This is a genomic window from uncultured Maribacter sp., assembly GCF_947495965.1.
Lineage (GTDB): Bacteria > Bacteroidota > Bacteroidia > Flavobacteriales > Flavobacteriaceae > Maribacter_B.
This window is the reverse complement of the sequence record NZ_CANMBB010000001.1, coordinates 975600-991668: the sequence shown is the minus strand read 5'-3', so window position 1 is coordinate 991668 and position 16069 is coordinate 975600. Positions and strand designations below refer to the sequence as shown.

Annotated in this window: 14 protein-coding genes; 6 read left to right on the top strand and 8 right to left on the bottom strand. The window is 31.9% G+C overall.

Annotated elements, in window-relative coordinates:
• Nucleotides 1-9: 9 nt before the first annotated feature.
• From Q0820_RS04095 to purD, 3 genes are read left to right on the top strand one after another with little or no spacing between them, the layout of a single operon-like run.
• Nucleotides 10-1374: a sugar transferase gene (locus Q0820_RS04095; RefSeq protein WP_298485345.1), complete on the top strand. Its 1365-nt coding sequence runs from the start codon at nt 10-12 to the stop codon at nt 1372-1374.
• Between the two features lie 9 nt (nt 1375-1383).
• The gene (locus Q0820_RS04090; RefSeq protein WP_298485343.1) at nt 1384-2355 is read left to right on the top strand and encodes a UDP-glucuronic acid decarboxylase family protein; all 972 of its coding nucleotides are present in this window, start codon (nt 1384-1386) and stop codon (nt 2353-2355) included.
• Between the two features lie 51 nt (nt 2356-2406).
• Nucleotides 2407-3678 carry a phosphoribosylamine--glycine ligase gene (gene purD / locus Q0820_RS04085; protein WP_298485341.1) on the top strand — a complete coding sequence of 424 codons (1272 nt, stop codon included), beginning with the start codon at nt 2407-2409 and terminating at the stop codon, nt 3676-3678.
• On the opposite strand, the gene Q0820_RS04080 is transcribed toward purD, so the two are convergent.
• Nucleotides 3673-3894, bottom strand: a complete 222-nt coding sequence (locus Q0820_RS04080) for a uracil phosphoribosyltransferase (protein WP_298485339.1) — start codon at nt 3892-3894, stop codon at nt 3673-3675. The two genes, purD and Q0820_RS04080, sit on opposite strands and share 6 nt — an antisense overlap.
• 40 nt (nt 3895-3934) lie before the next feature.
• Here Q0820_RS04080 and Q0820_RS04075 point away from each other — a divergent pair, with 40 nt between their 5' ends.
• Genes Q0820_RS04075 through Q0820_RS04065 form a run of 3 tightly spaced genes read left to right on the top strand, consistent with a single transcriptional unit; the run spans nt 3935 to nt 6588 of the window.
• Entirely contained in the window at nt 3935-4870 is a 936-nt protein-coding gene (locus Q0820_RS04075) for a DUF6427 family protein (RefSeq protein ID WP_298485338.1), read from the top strand.
• A 30-nt stretch (nt 4871-4900) separates the two neighbouring features.
• Nucleotides 4901-5503: a DUF4254 domain-containing protein gene (locus Q0820_RS04070; RefSeq protein ID WP_298485337.1), complete on the top strand. Its 603-nt coding sequence runs from the start codon at nt 4901-4903 to the stop codon at nt 5501-5503.
• Between the two features lie 17 nt (nt 5504-5520).
• Complete coding sequence (locus Q0820_RS04065) at nt 5521-6588, top strand: glycosyltransferase family 9 protein (RefSeq protein WP_298485336.1); 1068 nt, start codon at nt 5521-5523, stop codon at nt 6586-6588.
• A 71-nt stretch (nt 6589-6659) separates the two neighbouring features.
• On the opposite strand, the gene Q0820_RS04060 is transcribed toward Q0820_RS04065, so the two are convergent.
• The 7 genes from Q0820_RS04060 to Q0820_RS04030 form a co-directional block, all read right to left on the bottom strand.
• Nucleotides 6660-7277 carry a TetR/AcrR family transcriptional regulator gene (locus Q0820_RS04060; RefSeq protein ID WP_298485334.1) on the bottom strand — a complete coding sequence of 206 codons (618 nt, stop codon included), beginning with the start codon at nt 7275-7277 and terminating at the stop codon, nt 6660-6662.
• A gap of 301 nt (nt 7278-7578) precedes the next feature.
• Entirely contained in the window at nt 7579-8634 is a 1056-nt protein-coding gene (arsS, locus tag Q0820_RS04055) for an arsenosugar biosynthesis radical SAM (seleno)protein ArsS (protein ID WP_298485332.1), read from the bottom strand.
• A gap of 103 nt (nt 8635-8737) precedes the next feature.
• Complete coding sequence (locus Q0820_RS04050) at nt 8738-9073, bottom strand: arsenosugar biosynthesis-associated peroxidase-like protein (RefSeq protein ID WP_121064259.1); 336 nt, start codon at nt 9071-9073, stop codon at nt 8738-8740.
• 2 nt (nt 9074-9075) lie between these two features.
• Nucleotides 9076-9939: a metallophosphoesterase family protein gene (locus Q0820_RS04045; RefSeq protein ID WP_298485330.1), complete on the bottom strand. Its 864-nt coding sequence runs from the start codon at nt 9937-9939 to the stop codon at nt 9076-9078.
• Entirely contained in the window at nt 9924-11303 is a 1380-nt protein-coding gene (locus tag Q0820_RS04040) for a sodium:solute symporter (protein ID WP_298485328.1), read from the bottom strand. The genes Q0820_RS04045 and Q0820_RS04040 overlap by 16 nt, the downstream gene beginning before the upstream one ends.
• Before the next feature lie 59 nt (nt 11304-11362).
• Entirely contained in the window at nt 11363-12811 is a 1449-nt protein-coding gene (locus tag Q0820_RS04035; protein WP_298485327.1) for a SusD/RagB family nutrient-binding outer membrane lipoprotein, read from the bottom strand.
• A 9-nt stretch (nt 12812-12820) separates the two neighbouring features.
• Entirely contained in the window at nt 12821-16024 is a 3204-nt protein-coding gene (locus Q0820_RS04030; protein WP_298485325.1) for a SusC/RagA family TonB-linked outer membrane protein, read from the bottom strand.
• Nucleotides 16025-16069: the final 45 nt, after the last annotated feature.

Sequence of the window (16069 nt, the reverse complement as noted above, 5' to 3'; positions counted from 1 at the left end):
TTATCAATAATGATTAAAACACCTATATTAAATTCTATAGAAAGGAAGTTTATTCTTTTTGTTGGAGATTTGATAGTTGTACTGACCAAATTAAATGTGTTAATAAATCATTCTATAGATAGAGAATTTATTTCAGTAAAACTTAAAATTAGTCTTTTTTTAATTGGTGTTATTACTTATTTTTCCTTAGCATATATTTTAGATTTTTATAATTTAGAAAAAGTGTCAAAAAGGAAATATCTATTTTCTCAATCAGTATATATATCAGTATTATTTGTATTTATTGTTTTTATTCTCTCAGTATTAATTTTCGATGTTAGTTTTTGGAGGAAACCCTTATTATATTTTTTATTATTAACACCTTTAGAGATTTTTTTATGGAGGCTTTTTTTTAGAAATGTTTTTAAAATAATTCCTACTACTAAAAATGTTCTTTATATATATGAAGAAAAGTCTAAAAATGATTTAAAAAATGATGTCGAAGTTATTGACGGTTTTGACATGGAAACTTTTTATAAAGTAAAACTTTCCTATTGTATAAATGAAAATAACTTAATTACTAATAAATTTTTCACTGCAACAGATAAAATAGATACTTGGATAATAAATACCAAAGGCTATAGTAATTTTCCTCAAAAGTTAGAGAACAGACTTCTTCATTCAATATTAGAAGGAAAAGAAGCAATTTCATACACATCGTTTTATGAAAATGTTTACGAGGCTCTTCCAATTAAATCACACAATGATAGTTTTTTTGAAATTCTTCAACTACAGAACAGAAGAATAAGGTATCTTCATAAAGTATTTAGTTTTTTAATAAATTTTATTTTATCCCTTTTTGTGGGGTCAATATTTCTTTTTTGTGCGCCATTTGTATGGATATTAAATCTTTTTTTTAATAAAGGTCCTTTGTTTTATACTCAAAAAAGAGTGGGACAATTTGGAAGAGAATTTAATATTTATAAATTTAGATCTATGGTTGTTGATGCTGAGAAATTTGGTGCTAAAATGGCAGCTAAAAATGATGCAAGAATAACAGAATTTGGTAAAATATTGCGAAAATTTAGAATAGACGAATTACCTCAAATAATTTCAGTAATTAAAGGAGATATGCAATTCATTGGCCCTAGGCCGGAAAGAAAAGTTTTTACTGAAAAATTAAATGAAATAACGCCATTTTATAATATTAGACATCTTATAAGGCCAGGAATTACTGGATGGGCTCAAGTTAAATTTAAGTATGGAGAAACTTTAGAAGATTCTATCCAAAAATTAGAATATGATTTATATTACATAAAAAATAAATCTATAAATTTAGATTTACGAGTAATTTTTAAAACAGTTACAACTGTATTATTCTCAAGAGGAATTTAGTTAACAAATATGAAAAGAATACTAATAACAGGAGCGGCAGGGTTTTTAGGATCTCATTTATGTGATCGTTTTATAAAAGAAGGGTTTCATGTAATTGGTATGGATAATCTTATTACTGGGGATCTTAAAAATATAGAACACCTTTTCCCATTAAAACAATTTGAGTTTCAGCACCATGATGTAAGTACATTTGTTCATGTTCCTGGCAAGTTAGATTATATACTGCATTTTGCTTCCCCAGCAAGCCCTATAGATTATCTTAAAATTCCTATTGAGACCCTAAAGGTTGGTTCTTTAGGTACTTTAAATCTCTTGGGAGTAGCAAAACAAAAAAATGCAAGAATATTAGTTGCATCAACTTCCGAAGTTTACGGTGATCCATTAGTGCATCCTCAAAATGAAGAGTATTATGGCAATGTTAGCCCAATAGGTCCAAGAGGAGTTTACGATGAGGCTAAGAGGTTTATGGAGTCCATTACAATGGCGTATCATCGCTTTCATGGGTTAGATACTCGTATAGTTCGTATTTTTAATACTTATGGCCCTAGAATGCGTTTAAATGATGGTAGGGTTGTTCCTGCTTTTATGGGGCAAGCATTACGTGGAGAAGATTTAACTGTTTTTGGAGATGGTTCACAAACACGTTCTTTTTGTTATATAGATGATCAAGTAGAAGGGATATATAGATTATTAATGAGCGATTATACTGATCCAATTAATATTGGAAACCCGCATGAAACAACTATAAAAGAATTTGCGGAAGAAATAATAAAACTTACAGGAACCTCTCAGAAAGTTATATACAAACCTTTACCTCAAGATGATCCATTACAAAGACAACCAGATATTTCCAAAGCAAAAGAAATATTAGATTGGGAACCTAAAGTAGAGCGTTCAGAAGGATTAAAAATTGTATTTGATTATTTTAAATCCCTTTCTAAAGAAGAGCTTCTAAAAAAAGAACATCGTAATTTTTCTTAGAAAACTTAAATTATAAATTGGCATAACCTATTTTTGCCAAAATTTTTTACCATGAACATACTTATTCTTGGCTCTGGTGGCCGCGAACACACATTTGCTTGGAAACTTAAACAAAGTCCTAAATTATCTAATTTATTTGTTGCACCTGGTAATGCAGGAACAGCAGAGATTGCCACTAATTTAGCTATAGGTGTTAATGATTTTGAAGCTATAAAAAAAGCGGTGATTGAGAATACTATAGAAATGGTAATTGTTGGCCCAGAAGACCCTTTGGTTAACGGAGTTCATGATTTTTTTTTAAAGGATGATGCTTTAAAGAGTATTCCAGTAATAGGTCCGCAAAAAGCAGCAGCTACATTAGAAGGTAGTAAAGAGTTTGCGAAAGAGTTTATGTACAAACATAATATTCCAACAGCAAAGTATAAAAGCTTTACTTCTGCTAATTTAGAAGAAGGGTATACTTTTTTAGAAAGCTTAAATGCACCATATGTATTAAAGGCAGATGGTTTAGCAGCAGGTAAAGGAGTTTTAATTCTTAAAGATTTACAAGAAGCAAAAGATGAACTAAAAGCAATGCTGGTAGATTCTAAATTTGGGAATGCTAGTGCTACAGTAGTTATTGAGGAGTTTTTAGATGGTATAGAACTTTCTGTTTTTGTTCTTACAGATGGTGAAGGTTATAAGGTTTTGCCAACAGCCAAAGATTATAAACGTATAGGAGAAGGAGACACTGGATTAAATACCGGAGGTATGGGGGCTATTTCACCCGTTCCTTTTGCAGATGAAGACTTCATGGATAAAATCCATAAGCAAGTTGTTATTCCTACCGTAGAAGGGCTTAAAAAGGATAATTTACCATATAAAGGATTTATTTTTATTGGTTTAATAAAGGTAAATAATAACCCTCTTGTTATAGAATATAATGTTCGAATGGGAGATCCTGAAACCGAGGTGGTTATTCCAAGAATTAAAAATGATTTAGTGGAAGTTTTTCAGGCAGTTGGGAACCAAACTTTAGATGCTATTAATTTGGAATTAGATGATCGTACAGCAACTACAGTAATGACAGTTTCTGGCGGATATCCAGAGGCATATGAAAAAGGAAAAGAAATAACTGGTTATGATACTATAGAAGATTCTCTAGTATTTCATGCAGGAACAACAATAGAAAATGATAAGGTTGTAACTAATGGGGGGCGTGTAATGGCAATTACCTCTTATGGTAAAGATTTTAAAGAAGCACTAAAAAAATCTTATCAAAATATAGAAAAACTACATTTTGATAAGATGAATTATCGTAAGGACTTAGGATTTGATTTATAGGTAAGAGTGGCTTGTGCTACTCTTATCTTCTTCTCCTTTATCGTTATATTTTTTTAATTCTAGCATCCAATAAACCATAGCTATTGATCCTATTATCATAAAAATCCAATTAATGGTATTTGCAGCCCACCAACTCTCCATAAAACGTAATGTGTCTAAAGGAGCAAAAAGTACATTTACAAATAAATCTTGTATGCTTTCAAAAAATGCTTTCATCTTATAGTATATTTACGGTGCAAAAATATAAAAATCAAGGATGATTTCAAGCATTTTTGGCAAAACAAAGCCAATTAATTACATTATTGTCGCAACTTTTCTGTTTTTGCTCTATTGGTTAGTACAATTTTATCTCCCTAACACAGAATTAAAAACAGAGCAAATACTTATAAAAGCAACAATTGTAGTAATTTTAATGAGTAGTGTTTTTGTTTCTAATTTTATTATTCAGCGAAATAAAATTACAGGGGCAAATTCTTTTGCAATCTTGTTTTTTGCAGCATTATGCCTTGTTTTTCCTGAAACCCTACTAGATAGTAAAGCTATAGTAAGTCTTTTTTTCTTGTTGCTAGCAATTAGAAGAATATTAAGTATAAAATCTTTAAAAAGTATTAAGTTAAAAATTTTTGACGCCACTTTATGGATTTTAATAGCTTCATTATTTTACAATTGGTCTTTGTTGTTTTTAATACTTGTTTTTGCTGCAATTTATATTTACGAGCCTAAAAATATAAGAAATTGGTTAGTACCATTTGTAGGAATAGTTGCTTTTACTTCCATAACTTATAGCATTTTAATTTTAGCAAATTCTGCTTCTTTTTTTGTAGAACAGTATACCTTTAGCTTTCGCTTTAATAAAGAGTATTTTTTAAATTGGGGAACTAATGTTAAATATAGTATTTACATTTTACTAAATATTTTTATTAGTGTATTAGCTTTTCTTAAAATGGGTGCCTCGGGTGTTGGTAAAGTAACTACGATGCGATTAATTTCGTATGTTTTTCTTCTAGGTTTAGTAATTGTATTATTATCTTTTGGTGATGGAAACCCTATTATTTTAACTTTTTTCTCTTCTGCTATTTTTTTCACAAACTATGTAGAATCTATAGAAAAACCTAAATTTAAAGAAGTAGCATTAATACTAAGTATTTTAGTTCCTTTATTAGTTTTTTGTTCTACTTTATTCCTATCATAAAATAGGTATCTTTGTTTAAAATTTATTATTATGTTTAGTCAATTTGCTTTCGATATTTTTGAAAAAAGCATTCAGCAATACCATGTTTTGGATGATGTAAATCAGCCTTTTGAAAACCCATATCCAAAGAACGAAATTTCGCATCTTTTATATAGAAAAAATTGGATAGATACCGTACAATGGCATTATGAAGATATTATTCGCGATCCAGAAATTAACCCATTAGCTGCCTTAGAATTAAAACGTAAGATTGACGCTAGTAACCAGGATAGAACAGATTTAGTAGAGTATATAGATAGTTATTTTCTGAATAAATACCAAGCGGTACAAATAAAAGAAAATGCCTCTATTAATACAGAAAGTCCTGCATGGGCAATAGATCGTTTGTCTATTTTGTCTTTAAAGATTTATCATATGCAAGAAGAAGTAGACCGTAAAGATGCTTCTGCAGAACATATAACAACTTGTACTACAAAATTGAATGTTCTATTAGAGCAGAAAAAAGACCTTACAACTGCAATAGATCAATTATTATTAGATATTGAAGAAGGTTCTAAGTTTATGAAGGTCTATAAGCAAATGAAAATGTATAATGATGATGAGCTAAACCCAGTTCTTAGAGGTCAAAAATAAATTGAATTACATTTCTTGTGAGCGCACAAAAGCATATTCTTGTTATACGATTATCCGCAATGGGAGATGTAGCAATGACTATTCCTGTACTTTCTGCATTACTTAAGCAAAACCCTCAAATAAAAATTACGGTTTTAACTAGGGCTTTTTTTAAACCTATGTTTGCGCAATTAAAAAATGTAGAAGTTTATGAGGCAGATGTTAAAGGGAAGCATAAAGGTGTTCTTGGTTTAAGAAAACTATCTAAAGAACTTAAAGATTTAGGTATTTCTCAAGTGGCAGATTTGCATAATGTTTTACGAAGTAATATTTTAAAAACATATTTTGTTTTAGGCTCTATTCCTTTTGTTCAGATAAATAAAGGCAGACAAGAAAAAAAGGCATTAACGGCTCTTAAAGTTAAGAACATACATCCTTTAAAAACTACTCCTGAAAGATATGCGGATGTTTTTAGAAAATTAGGGTATACTATAAACCTTTGTAAAGAAAATGTATTACAAAGAGAGCCTATAGAAGATAGTATTGTAAAATTAGTAGGATCTTCTCCAAAAAAATGGATAGGAATTGCACCTTTTGCTGCTTTTAAAGGCAAAATGTATCCATTAGAATTAATGGAGAAGGTTATAAAAGAAATAAATGCTACAAACGAGAATACTATTTTACTTTTTGGAGGTGGAAAATCGGAAAAAAAGCAACTTCAAAAGTTAGAAGAAACGTATTCTAATTGTATAAATATTGCAGGCAATTTGAGTTTTAAAGAAGAACTTACCCTTATTTCTAATCTAGATGTTATGTTGGCTATGGATAGTGGTAACTCACATTTAGCCGCAATGTATGGTGTACCTACAATTACACTTTGGGGAGTTACACACCCTTATGCTGGTTTTGCTCCTTTTGGGCAAGAAATGGAAAATTGTTTAATATCAGACACTAAACAATACCCTTTCTTACCAACATCTGTTTATGGAAATAAATTCCCAGAGGGTTATGAAAGGGTAATGTATACTATAGAACCCAAAAATATAGTTCAAAAAATTGTGGATACTTTAAGTAAACTACCTCAGGGCAAGACCACAAGGCATTAGAAGTAAAATTAGCATTGATTTCTACGCAAGCGTCGGAGCATTTAAATCTCGATTATCGAGTAAAAGTTAATTTATACGCTTTCTGGCTTTAATTCTATACTTTTAAGATATTGCCTTAATTGCGCCATAAACCTGTATTTACGTGCACTTGGAGCAACATCGGTCATGAGTGTTCTAATACCAATAAAAGAGCTCATTAAATAGGTGGCAACGCCTTCACAGTCTACGTGTCTATCTATAAAACCATTAAATTTTCCTTTTTGTAATGTTGTAACTAGGTTTACTTCCCATATTTTTAAAACATCGGTTAAATGTTTCATTATGGTATCATTTTTACCATTAAATTCCGCAATTAAGTTACTTAACATAAAACCAAAGTCCATTTCATTATGAACAGCGGTCTCTAATGCATTATCAAAACAGTTTGTAATTAAGTCTAAAGGGTTATCATGGCCTTCTATAGGTTCAATTAACATACTATATACTCTACGAACAATAAGGTTGTCTATAATTTGAACAAAAAAGTCTTCTTTAGAATCAAAATGATAATAAAAAGCTCCTTTAGAAAGGGAAAGTTCTTTTAAAATATCGTCTACACTAGTGTTATAATATCCTTTTTTATAAAATAACTCTAGTCCTGTTACTTGCATTCTTTGCATGGTAGCCATGCGTTTTATACTATTACTCATAAGATTTGGGTTTTGGGTTAAACAGACCGTTAAGTCTCTATACAAAGAACCGCCGAACTTAGTTTTACTAGTATTTTAAAAGATGTAATGTTGTATAAAATCGTTAAAAAGTAAAAAGCTCGATGAACTACCATATTCTTCACTATAATTACAAACTACCTAGTTTGTTAAACGGTAGTATAAATAAGATAAACTGTTCTTTTTTAATTTTTAAAAGGGATTTAAAATACAAAAACCCCTAAATTAATAGAGGTTTTGCAAACATTTTTCCTGCCGGGGGAACTACGCAGAAAAATTTTTTTTAAGCAACTGTTCCTTGGCAGCTACTACCAGAACCAGCGGTACAACCATAACAATGTTGTGATATAATTATGTTTCTATCATTTAATATATCTTCATTATAATCTTTAATATGCTTTACCTTACTTGCAACCTTTAAATCTAACATTTGGTTAAAATCACAATCATATAGCCAACCATCCCAACTTATAGAAATAGTATTGGTACACATAACATTTGCAACAGTAGAAGGGTTATAAGCTTCTACTAATGCATACATATAGTCTTCATAATTTTCAGATGCTATTAGGTAATCTAAAAACCGCGCTATTGGTAAGTTAGTAATTGCAAATAAATTATGAAAATCTATATTAAAATCTTCTTTAAGAGCTTTTTTAAAATCTGCCTGTAAAGCCATTTGGTCTCCTGGTAAATATGCACCAGACGGATTGTAAACTAAATCTAATCGTAAGTCGCTACCAGGCATACCATAGCCACGTTCGTTTAATTCTTGTAATGCTTTTATAGACTTGTCAAAAACACCATCGCCACGTTGTTTATCTGTTTTTCCACGGGTATAATGTGGCATAGAAGATATAACGTGTACATTATGTTTTTTAAAGAAGTCTGGTAAATCGTAATACTTTTTATTTGCTCTAATTATTGTAAGGTTAGAGCGTACAATAAAATCTTTAATACCAGCTTTTGCGGCTTCTTCTACAAACCAACGAAAGTCAGGGTTCATTTCTGGAGCACCTCCAGTTAAATCTAGTGTATGCGCTCCAGTGTTTTTAATTACTTCTAAACATTGTTGCATGGTTTCACGTGTCATTATCTCCTTACGATCGGGACCAGCATCTACATGACAGTGCTCACAAACTTGGTTACACATATAGCCAACATTTATCTGAAGAATTTCTAACTTTTTTGGACGTAAAGGAAAATGACCAATTTTAGCAATATTATCCTTAAAATAAGGAAGCTCTCCATCTGCGAAAATACCTCCATTTAAAATTTCTAGTTGTTTATTAGCTATTGCTAAGTCTTCCCCCTTTGCTTGTAATGATTTTGTAGCCATTTTTTCTAATTAGTAAAAGTAATACATGCTTAGTACTCTATTTAACGTATTACTTTCATTTTAATAAAAATATTTTTTAGTTTTCCTTCAGATACTTAGAAGGTTACATAGATAATTTATCGTGCTTATTCATCATTTGTACACCATGCACTAGGGCAGCACCACTTTTTATGGCAGCACCTACATGAACGGCTTCCATCATTTCTTCTTTAGTAATTCCTTTTTGCAAACCATCTTTTGTATACGCATCTATACAATAAGGACATTTTTCTGTGTGGGCTACAGCCAATGCAATTAAAGATTTTTCGCGAGCAGTTAAAGCTCCTTCTTTAAAAACCTCGCCATAATAGTCAAAGAATTTTGTTCCTAAATTTTCACTCCATTCAGTTATTTTTCCAAATTTTCTTAAATCTTTTGGGTCGTAATAAGAATCTGCCATGTTTATTTTTTTATAGTTTGATATTCTTTTATATATGTTTCAAAATCATAAGGTATTCCTTGTAATTTCTTTTCTATTTCGGGTAATATTTCCATGTTATCCCATATACCAGAAACTAAGGTTTTAGTATATTCTATTGGTAAATTATTCTCTTCCATTAGGGAAGAAGCCTGTTCGTAATTATAATTTAAATACCTATGAGTATAATTTATGCTGCCTTCTATGTTTTCTAGAATCATATACCAAACTCTAGAAGTACCATCATTAGCAGGCATGCCTATTACACCGGGGTTTAGCCATAATCTTTCATTTATGGTAGAATGAAAAGGTAGACCGCAATGCCCTGCAAGAATAATATCAGAATTTAAGTTTTTTAAGCTTTCTTCTTTTATTTGGTCTGGTGTAGATTCAAATATAAATTCAGATATATTAGAATAAGAACCATGCACAACGCTAACTTTTTTAGAGCCGTATGTAAAAGAAATATGGTGTGGTAAAGTAGCCATCCAATTTAAAGATTCTTTAGATAATTTACTTTGTGCATACGGGTACCATAATTTAGAAAAATTGTCGCACCTACTCCCTTGTGTAAAATCACAACCACAATCTTCTGCTCCTTCAACTAATTGTAATTCTACATTACCTAAAATGCTTAATGCTTTCCACTCTTTAAATAGTTTTATTGTTTCTTCGGGCTGTGCACAATAACCAATAATATCTCCTGTGCAAATACAATTTTCAGGAGCAATACCTTCTTCTTTAGACACCTCTTTTAAGGCTTGTAATGCCTGTAGGTTGCTATAAACACCACCAAAAATTAGCATTTTGCCTTTACGCTCTCCAAGATGTATTATTTTTTTATCCATGTGGGAATAAAGTATAAGGTTACACAACTAAGAATACCCCAGAAATTAATCCAAAGTAAATCTGCATATTTACCAGTAGTAAAAATTAATTGCTGTGGAAATATTTTAAAAATCAATAAAAAACCAAAAATAATTCCAGCAAAAACACTTAAATGAAAACTAAGTGCTGCTGCTTTTTTATGCCAAAATATAAATACAGGGGTAAGGCCTATGACCATAGTACCGCTTATGGTAGTTGCAGAAAGTATTTCTGCATCAAGAAAAACTGGTATAGTGCCTAGAACAGCAATAGCTACCATAGAGCCTCTTCCAAATTTTAAAGTATTTCCAAGATTTAAATCTATAGATAGGAGTTTAGAAAATGAAGAAAAGGTAGAATCTAATGTTGAAGCTGCTGAGGTTATCATTATAAAATTAATTACAAGTAAAATAACTACACCAAAAGCTTTACCTACTTCTACTGCAGCTTGTCCTTTAAGCTCTGAATACTGGGCATAAACCCCAATTATGCTAAATAAAATAATACATATTGCCCCTATAAGAGTTGCCCATAAAAAGCTTTTTAAAGTTACTTTAGGACTACTAATAAACCCTCTATCTGTAAGAACAGGATCATGAAAAGGATAACTTAATGACTGTAGTAAAGCTGCAAAGAGTAAATTTAAACCCATTTCAAAAGACCAAGTTCCAGAAGATATTACTTTAGAGGCTGTAAAAGAAGCATCAGCATTAAATATAGCTCCAAGAATAACTAGTATTAATACAGAAAATAACCCCATCTGAATTACATCTGTGAAAATGGAGCTACTCATTCCACCTTTTAATACATAGGATAAAGTAAGCGCAGTAAAAACTAAAATAGACCAATAATAACCACTAGTGCCTATAGCACCAAAGTATGAGCCAATTACCATGGTGTTGCTCCAAACTTCATTAAACAAACGAAAAGCTATTAATATAGAGAAAACTGCAACGGCACTTTTACCATATTTAGTAGTTAAAAACTGATGAATGCTTGTATAATTTCCTTTGGTTCTCATTTTATAAATAACAATACCAGCAACTGCAAAGGATACATAATACGCTGCATAGGCAACACCACCAACTAAACCAAAAGCTAAACCTAAATTAGCGGCATTGGTAATACTCTTTGCAAATATCCAAGAGATTACCAAACTACCCATTAACATAAAGGCATTGGGGGCTTTTTTACGATGCTTAGCCATAAAAAACTGATTGGTATTTTTTGCTAATGGAGACAAGAAAAACAACACCAAACTAGATGTTATTACTAATGCCCATTGAATCCCCTCTATCCCTAAAGGGGAGGATTCTATTAGCGTTATAATACCATTGTACTTCATATATTTTTATTTTCTACCGTAATAGTAACAATGTCCTTTTTTGGTAGTTAGAAGGATTATTACTCATCCCACCATACTTTTACATTTATGCTATTACCATCTGTGTTAGTAGAGGCTTCTGTATAATTGCTATTATTTAAGGCTTCTTCCTCAGCTGGGTAGGGCATACGAACAGGAAGCATATTGTTGTTTAAGCTTGCCGAGATAGTTTTAAGTTGTGGGTAGCCTGTTCTTCTATATTCTATCCACCCTTCATAACCATTTATCATATTAGAAATCCATTTTTGGGTAATAATTTGTTCCATAGGATTTTGCCCGTTTTGCCCATATGCTGCAACAGTAGTAAGGTAATTTGTTGGTAATGTTGTACCCCAATACGCAAAAGATTCTTCTACTGCTTGTTCATATAATATCTGTGCATCAGCAGAAATAAGTAATTTTTCTGCGGCCTCTGCAAGTAAAAATTTGGTTTCCCAACTAGTCATAAAATTAGCATCTAAAACTCCAGGGTTCTCTCTAAAAATAGTTCCTGTTAAAGAATAATCTGCTAATGCAATGGAGGTTTGTGAGGCATCTATACCATTTAGTAAACCGTTGTATTCTCCTGTAGTACTATTACTAAAAGGTCTAAATAATGTAGCAAGCCTAGGGTCGTTTAAATTGGTTAATATGTCGTCCATTGTTTCTGATAAAACAAAGTTGTTAAAATCGCCAACACGTAATCTTGCTAGTCTAAAATTGTTTGGTTCTCCGTCTGTAAAATCAAATTTTGCATTTTGAGAATTGTTTGCAATAAACTTGTTGTCGGTATATAAAGCTTGTATTTGTGCTGCTACATTTTCTTTATCCGAAATACGCATTAAAAATTTTAATTGTAACGATTTAGCAAAACGAACCCATGCATCTAAATCGCCATTAAAAAGAATATCGCCTTCTAAGGTTATAGAACCGTTATAGTTTTCTATTGCAGTAATTCCTTTTTCTAAATTATCTAGTATACCACCTTCTTCTAAGTAAATAGATTCTTGTGTATCATAAGCCGGTGTTACCGTAATGTCTTTCCCTTTAAAAGCTTCGGAATAGGGAACATCACCAAAAATATCGGTAAGTGCACCAGCCATATATGCTTTTAGTATTCTGGAAGGTCCTTCATAAACAGCAAAAGTTTCATTTTCTAAAGCAAGCGTTAGTATTTGTTCGTTATCTCTAAGATTAGTATATAATATTGGCCAAGGATTACCACCAAGTTGTGGTGATTTTAAATCATGGCGGTCAAAAAGATTAAAATCTAATGCTGTAGTATACTGCCCCAATAAGTTTCCTGCAGTAAAACCTTCATAAGACATTTGCTCTCCATAATCATAAATTACTTGTCTTAAAAGTAAACTTGGTTGTACGCTAACAGGAGCATTAGGATTCGTATTTATTTCTTTAAAGTCTTTGGTACAAGAAAATACTGTTGCAATAATGCAAAGTGTTATTAGTATTGTATATTTTTTATATATCATTATAGTATCTTAAAAATTAAATCCTGCTTTTATTCCAAAGCTTCTAGTAGTAGCGTACGACATGTCTTCTATACCGCTAATAAATCCTTGCCCTTGAACAGCTAATTGCTCGGGGTCAAAGTGTGGATTCTCTGTTATTGCAAATAAATTTTTTCCTATGAAAGAAACACGTAGAGTAGCGTCATTTTTAAAAACTTTTAATTTATCAAAAGTATAGCCTAGAGAAACCTGACGAAGTTTTAAAAAAGAAGCATCATAGGTATTGTTTTCTTCATGGTTACGGTCATAAAATTGGCGGTAATAACTCTCTGCAGTTACGGCTGTGGTATTAGGTTCATATATTGGAGTATCTATTGTACCAACATTAACAACACCTTGAGGAACAATACCTTCTTCTGGTCTAAAAGCCGTTTCTGCTAATTGACCACCAACATTACCTAAGGCGCGTGTTCTAGAAACTATAATACCGCCTTGTCTCCAATCTAACAAAAAGCCTAAATCCCATTTTTTATAATTTAATTGATTATTAAAACCAAGCATAAAATCTGGATTGTAATTTCCTAATTTTTGTAGATTATTATCTGGAATATAACGGCCTTCATCCGTTAGTATAAAGTCGCCATTTTCATTTTTTAAATATCCAGTACCATATAAATCTCCAATACGACCACCTTCTTCTGCTTGTAAAAATACCGTTTGGTTTTGACTGTCGTATATTCTAGAGTAGGCCAATGTTAATAAGCCACCATCTTGTGGCAAGCTCTCTACAGTAGCTCTGTTTCTACTAAAATTAAAGGTGGTGTTCCAGCTAAAATCTGTAGTAAGAACAGGAGTAGCATTAAGAATAATTTCAACCCCTTTAGAGCGTACTTTTCCTCCGTTAACTACTTGTTGGGTAAAACCAGAAGAGATACCAATAGGTAAAGAAATAATTTGGTCTTTAGTAACGGCATTGTAATAGGAAACATCAAAGTTTAAGCGGTCTTTAAAAAAGCGAATATCTGCTCCTACCTCAAAAGAGGAGGTTTGCTCTGGTTTAAGGTTTGCGTTTGCAATGGTATTTTGGTCACTAAAAGTGGGCTGTCCGTTAAATGGTGTTTGTGCTACAAAAGCACCTGTAGTTTGGTACGGATTTGTATCATTACCAACTTGTGCCCAACTAGCTCTTAATTTTGCAAAAGAAATTTCTTGCGGTAAATCTACTACCTCAGAAATTATAAAACTTGTAGAAACAGAAGGGTAAAAGAAAGACGTATTATCTACAGAAAACGGTGTTGCTAGTGCGCTAGACCAATCGTTTCTTCCAGTAATATCTAAAAATAGAAAGTTCTTATATCCGAATTTGGCTAAACCATAGAAGCTGTTAATTCTTTTTTCCGATGCAAATTCAAATACTTCAATTGGTGATGCTGCATTAGATAGTTTAAAAATTCCTGGTTGTGCTAAACTTGTGGTTTGTGATTGGTTCGTTACTGCTCTTTGGTTCATTCTATTTGCACCTAAAGAAATATCGACTTTAAAATCACCAAATTTGTTTTTATAATTTAGAAGAAAATCGGTATTTATTTCTCTAAAAAAAACATCATGCTCTGCATACGCACCATTGCTAAACCTGTTAGAGCTATACGCACGTTTAAGTTGTCTTAACTCGCTAGAATAATCCATTCCTGTGCGTATGGTAGCACTTAAATTATTGGTAACATCATACTTGGCAGAAAGGTTACCAAAAACTCTATCTCTATTAAAAGAATTGGTGTTTTCATTTAAGATAAAGTATGGATTATCAAAAAAGGTATAATTAAAAGAATATTGTTGTGTGCCTTCTAAGCCAGGTTGCCAATAATTTTTTAGATTATTAATATTTAAAGAACGAGGTCCCCACGCTACTAAAGAATAATTTACATTCTCGGAACCATAACCACTAGAAGGCCTATTATCACTCTGTGAATTTACATAGCTTATAGAAGAATTTATATGTAGTTTTTCTGTGGGCTTAAATCCTAAACGTGCGGCTATGGTTTGGCGATCTAAATTAACTCCTGGAATAATAGACTTGCTTCGTAAATCGGTAAAAGAAAGTCTTAGATTTCCCTTATCAAAATTAGAAGCTATTGCTAAGTTATTTATGGCTGTAGTTCCTGTTTCATAAAAATCTTTAAGATTGTCTGGGTTAGCGTTAAACGGAGTTGCAGTTATTGGCAAACCACTGTAAAGAGCAGTATCACCACCACGTACTACCGTACCATTTGCAAGAGTCACAGGACTATCAAATTGAGGCACTAGGTTGCCTGCATTTAATCTTGGCCCCCAACTATAGGTTATATTATCATTAGTACCTCCACCAAGGCCATCTATATAGGCAAATTGTCCAGAATTACCTTGACCATATTCATTTTGAAAATCTGGTAAACGAAAAGCAGAATCTACAAAGAAACTGGTATTGTAACTAATACCTAAACCTTTGTTTTTAGAGCCGTTTTTGGTCTGTATTAAAATAACTCCATTAGACGCTCGTGTTCCGTATAATGCAGCAGCACTAGGACCTTTTAAAACAGATACTTCTTCAATATCATCTGGATTTACCTCCATGGCACCGTTACCAAAATCTATTTCCTGAAAACCTGCAGCGGCTTCATTGGTAAAATTAAAAACAGAGTTATTGTTAATAGGAACACCATCTACCACAAAAAGTGGATTGTTATTAGAGAAGGAGGCTTCTCCTCTAATAGTTATTTTAGAAGAAGAACCAACTCCTGTTGCACCTTGGTTAATAGTTACGCCAGCCAGCTTTCCGCTTAAATTATCTAGGAAGTTGGCAGATTTTACTTCGGTTACTCCTTTGGCATTTATACTTTGTACAGCATAGCCTAGTTCTTTAGTTTCTCTTTTAAAGCCTAAAGCAGTTAAAACTACTTCATCTAACTGTTCTGAAGATTCTTCTAAAACAGCATTTACGGTTTTATTATAGTGTATTGGTATTACTTGTGTTGTATACCCTAGGGCAGAGAATTGTAATGCGCCTTGAAAATTAGGAACATCTAAGGTATAAGCACCATTTGTATCTGAGGCAGTTCCTTTTGAGGTTCCTACTAATGTAATATTTACATTAGAAATTGGGTCTCCAAAAATAGTTGTAATAGTTCCGGATATGGTTTGTTGTGAATGGCCTAATGCACTAGCAAATAGGACAAATAAAAGCATTGTATACTTCATTAATAGGTATAAAAAATGATTATTTGTAGGGTTTAATGAACCTAC

What these genes read in the sequence shown, in the direction of transcription:
- Q0820_RS04060 (WP_298485334.1), bottom strand. Translation starts at nt 7,277, where the DNA reads ATGAGTAATAGTATAAAACGCATGGCTACCATGCAAAGAATGCAAGTA.
- Q0820_RS04045 (WP_298485330.1), bottom strand. Translation starts at nt 9,939, where the DNA reads ATGGATAAAAAAATAATACATCTTGGAGAGCGTAAAGGCAAAATGCTA.
- purD (WP_298485341.1), top strand. Translation starts at nt 2,407, where the DNA reads ATGAACATACTTATTCTTGGCTCTGGTGGCCGCGAACACACATTTGCT.
- Q0820_RS04035 (WP_298485327.1), bottom strand. Translation starts at nt 12,811, where the DNA reads ATGATATATAAAAAATATACAATACTAATAACACTTTGCATTATTGCA.
- Q0820_RS04075 (WP_298485338.1), top strand. Translation starts at nt 3,935, where the DNA reads ATGATTTCAAGCATTTTTGGCAAAACAAAGCCAATTAATTACATTATT.
- Q0820_RS04040 (WP_298485328.1), bottom strand. Translation starts at nt 11,303, where the DNA reads ATGAAGTACAATGGTATTATAACGCTAATAGAATCCTCCCCTTTAGGG.
- Q0820_RS04095 (WP_298485345.1), top strand. Translation starts at nt 10, where the DNA reads ATGATTAAAACACCTATATTAAATTCTATAGAAAGGAAGTTTATTCTT.
- Q0820_RS04080 (WP_298485339.1), bottom strand. Translation starts at nt 3,894, where the DNA reads ATGAAAGCATTTTTTGAAAGCATACAAGATTTATTTGTAAATGTACTT.
- Q0820_RS04070 (WP_298485337.1), top strand. Translation starts at nt 4,901, where the DNA reads ATGTTTAGTCAATTTGCTTTCGATATTTTTGAAAAAAGCATTCAGCAA.
- Q0820_RS04090 (WP_298485343.1), top strand. Translation starts at nt 1,384, where the DNA reads ATGAAAAGAATACTAATAACAGGAGCGGCAGGGTTTTTAGGATCTCAT.
- Q0820_RS04050 (WP_121064259.1), bottom strand. Translation starts at nt 9,073, where the DNA reads ATGGCAGATTCTTATTACGACCCAAAAGATTTAAGAAAATTTGGAAAA.
- arsS (WP_298485332.1), bottom strand. Translation starts at nt 8,634, where the DNA reads ATGGCTACAAAATCATTACAAGCAAAGGGGGAAGACTTAGCAATAGCT.
- Q0820_RS04030 (WP_298485325.1), bottom strand. Translation starts at nt 16,024, where the DNA reads ATGAAGTATACAATGCTTTTATTTGTCCTATTTGCTAGTGCATTAGGC.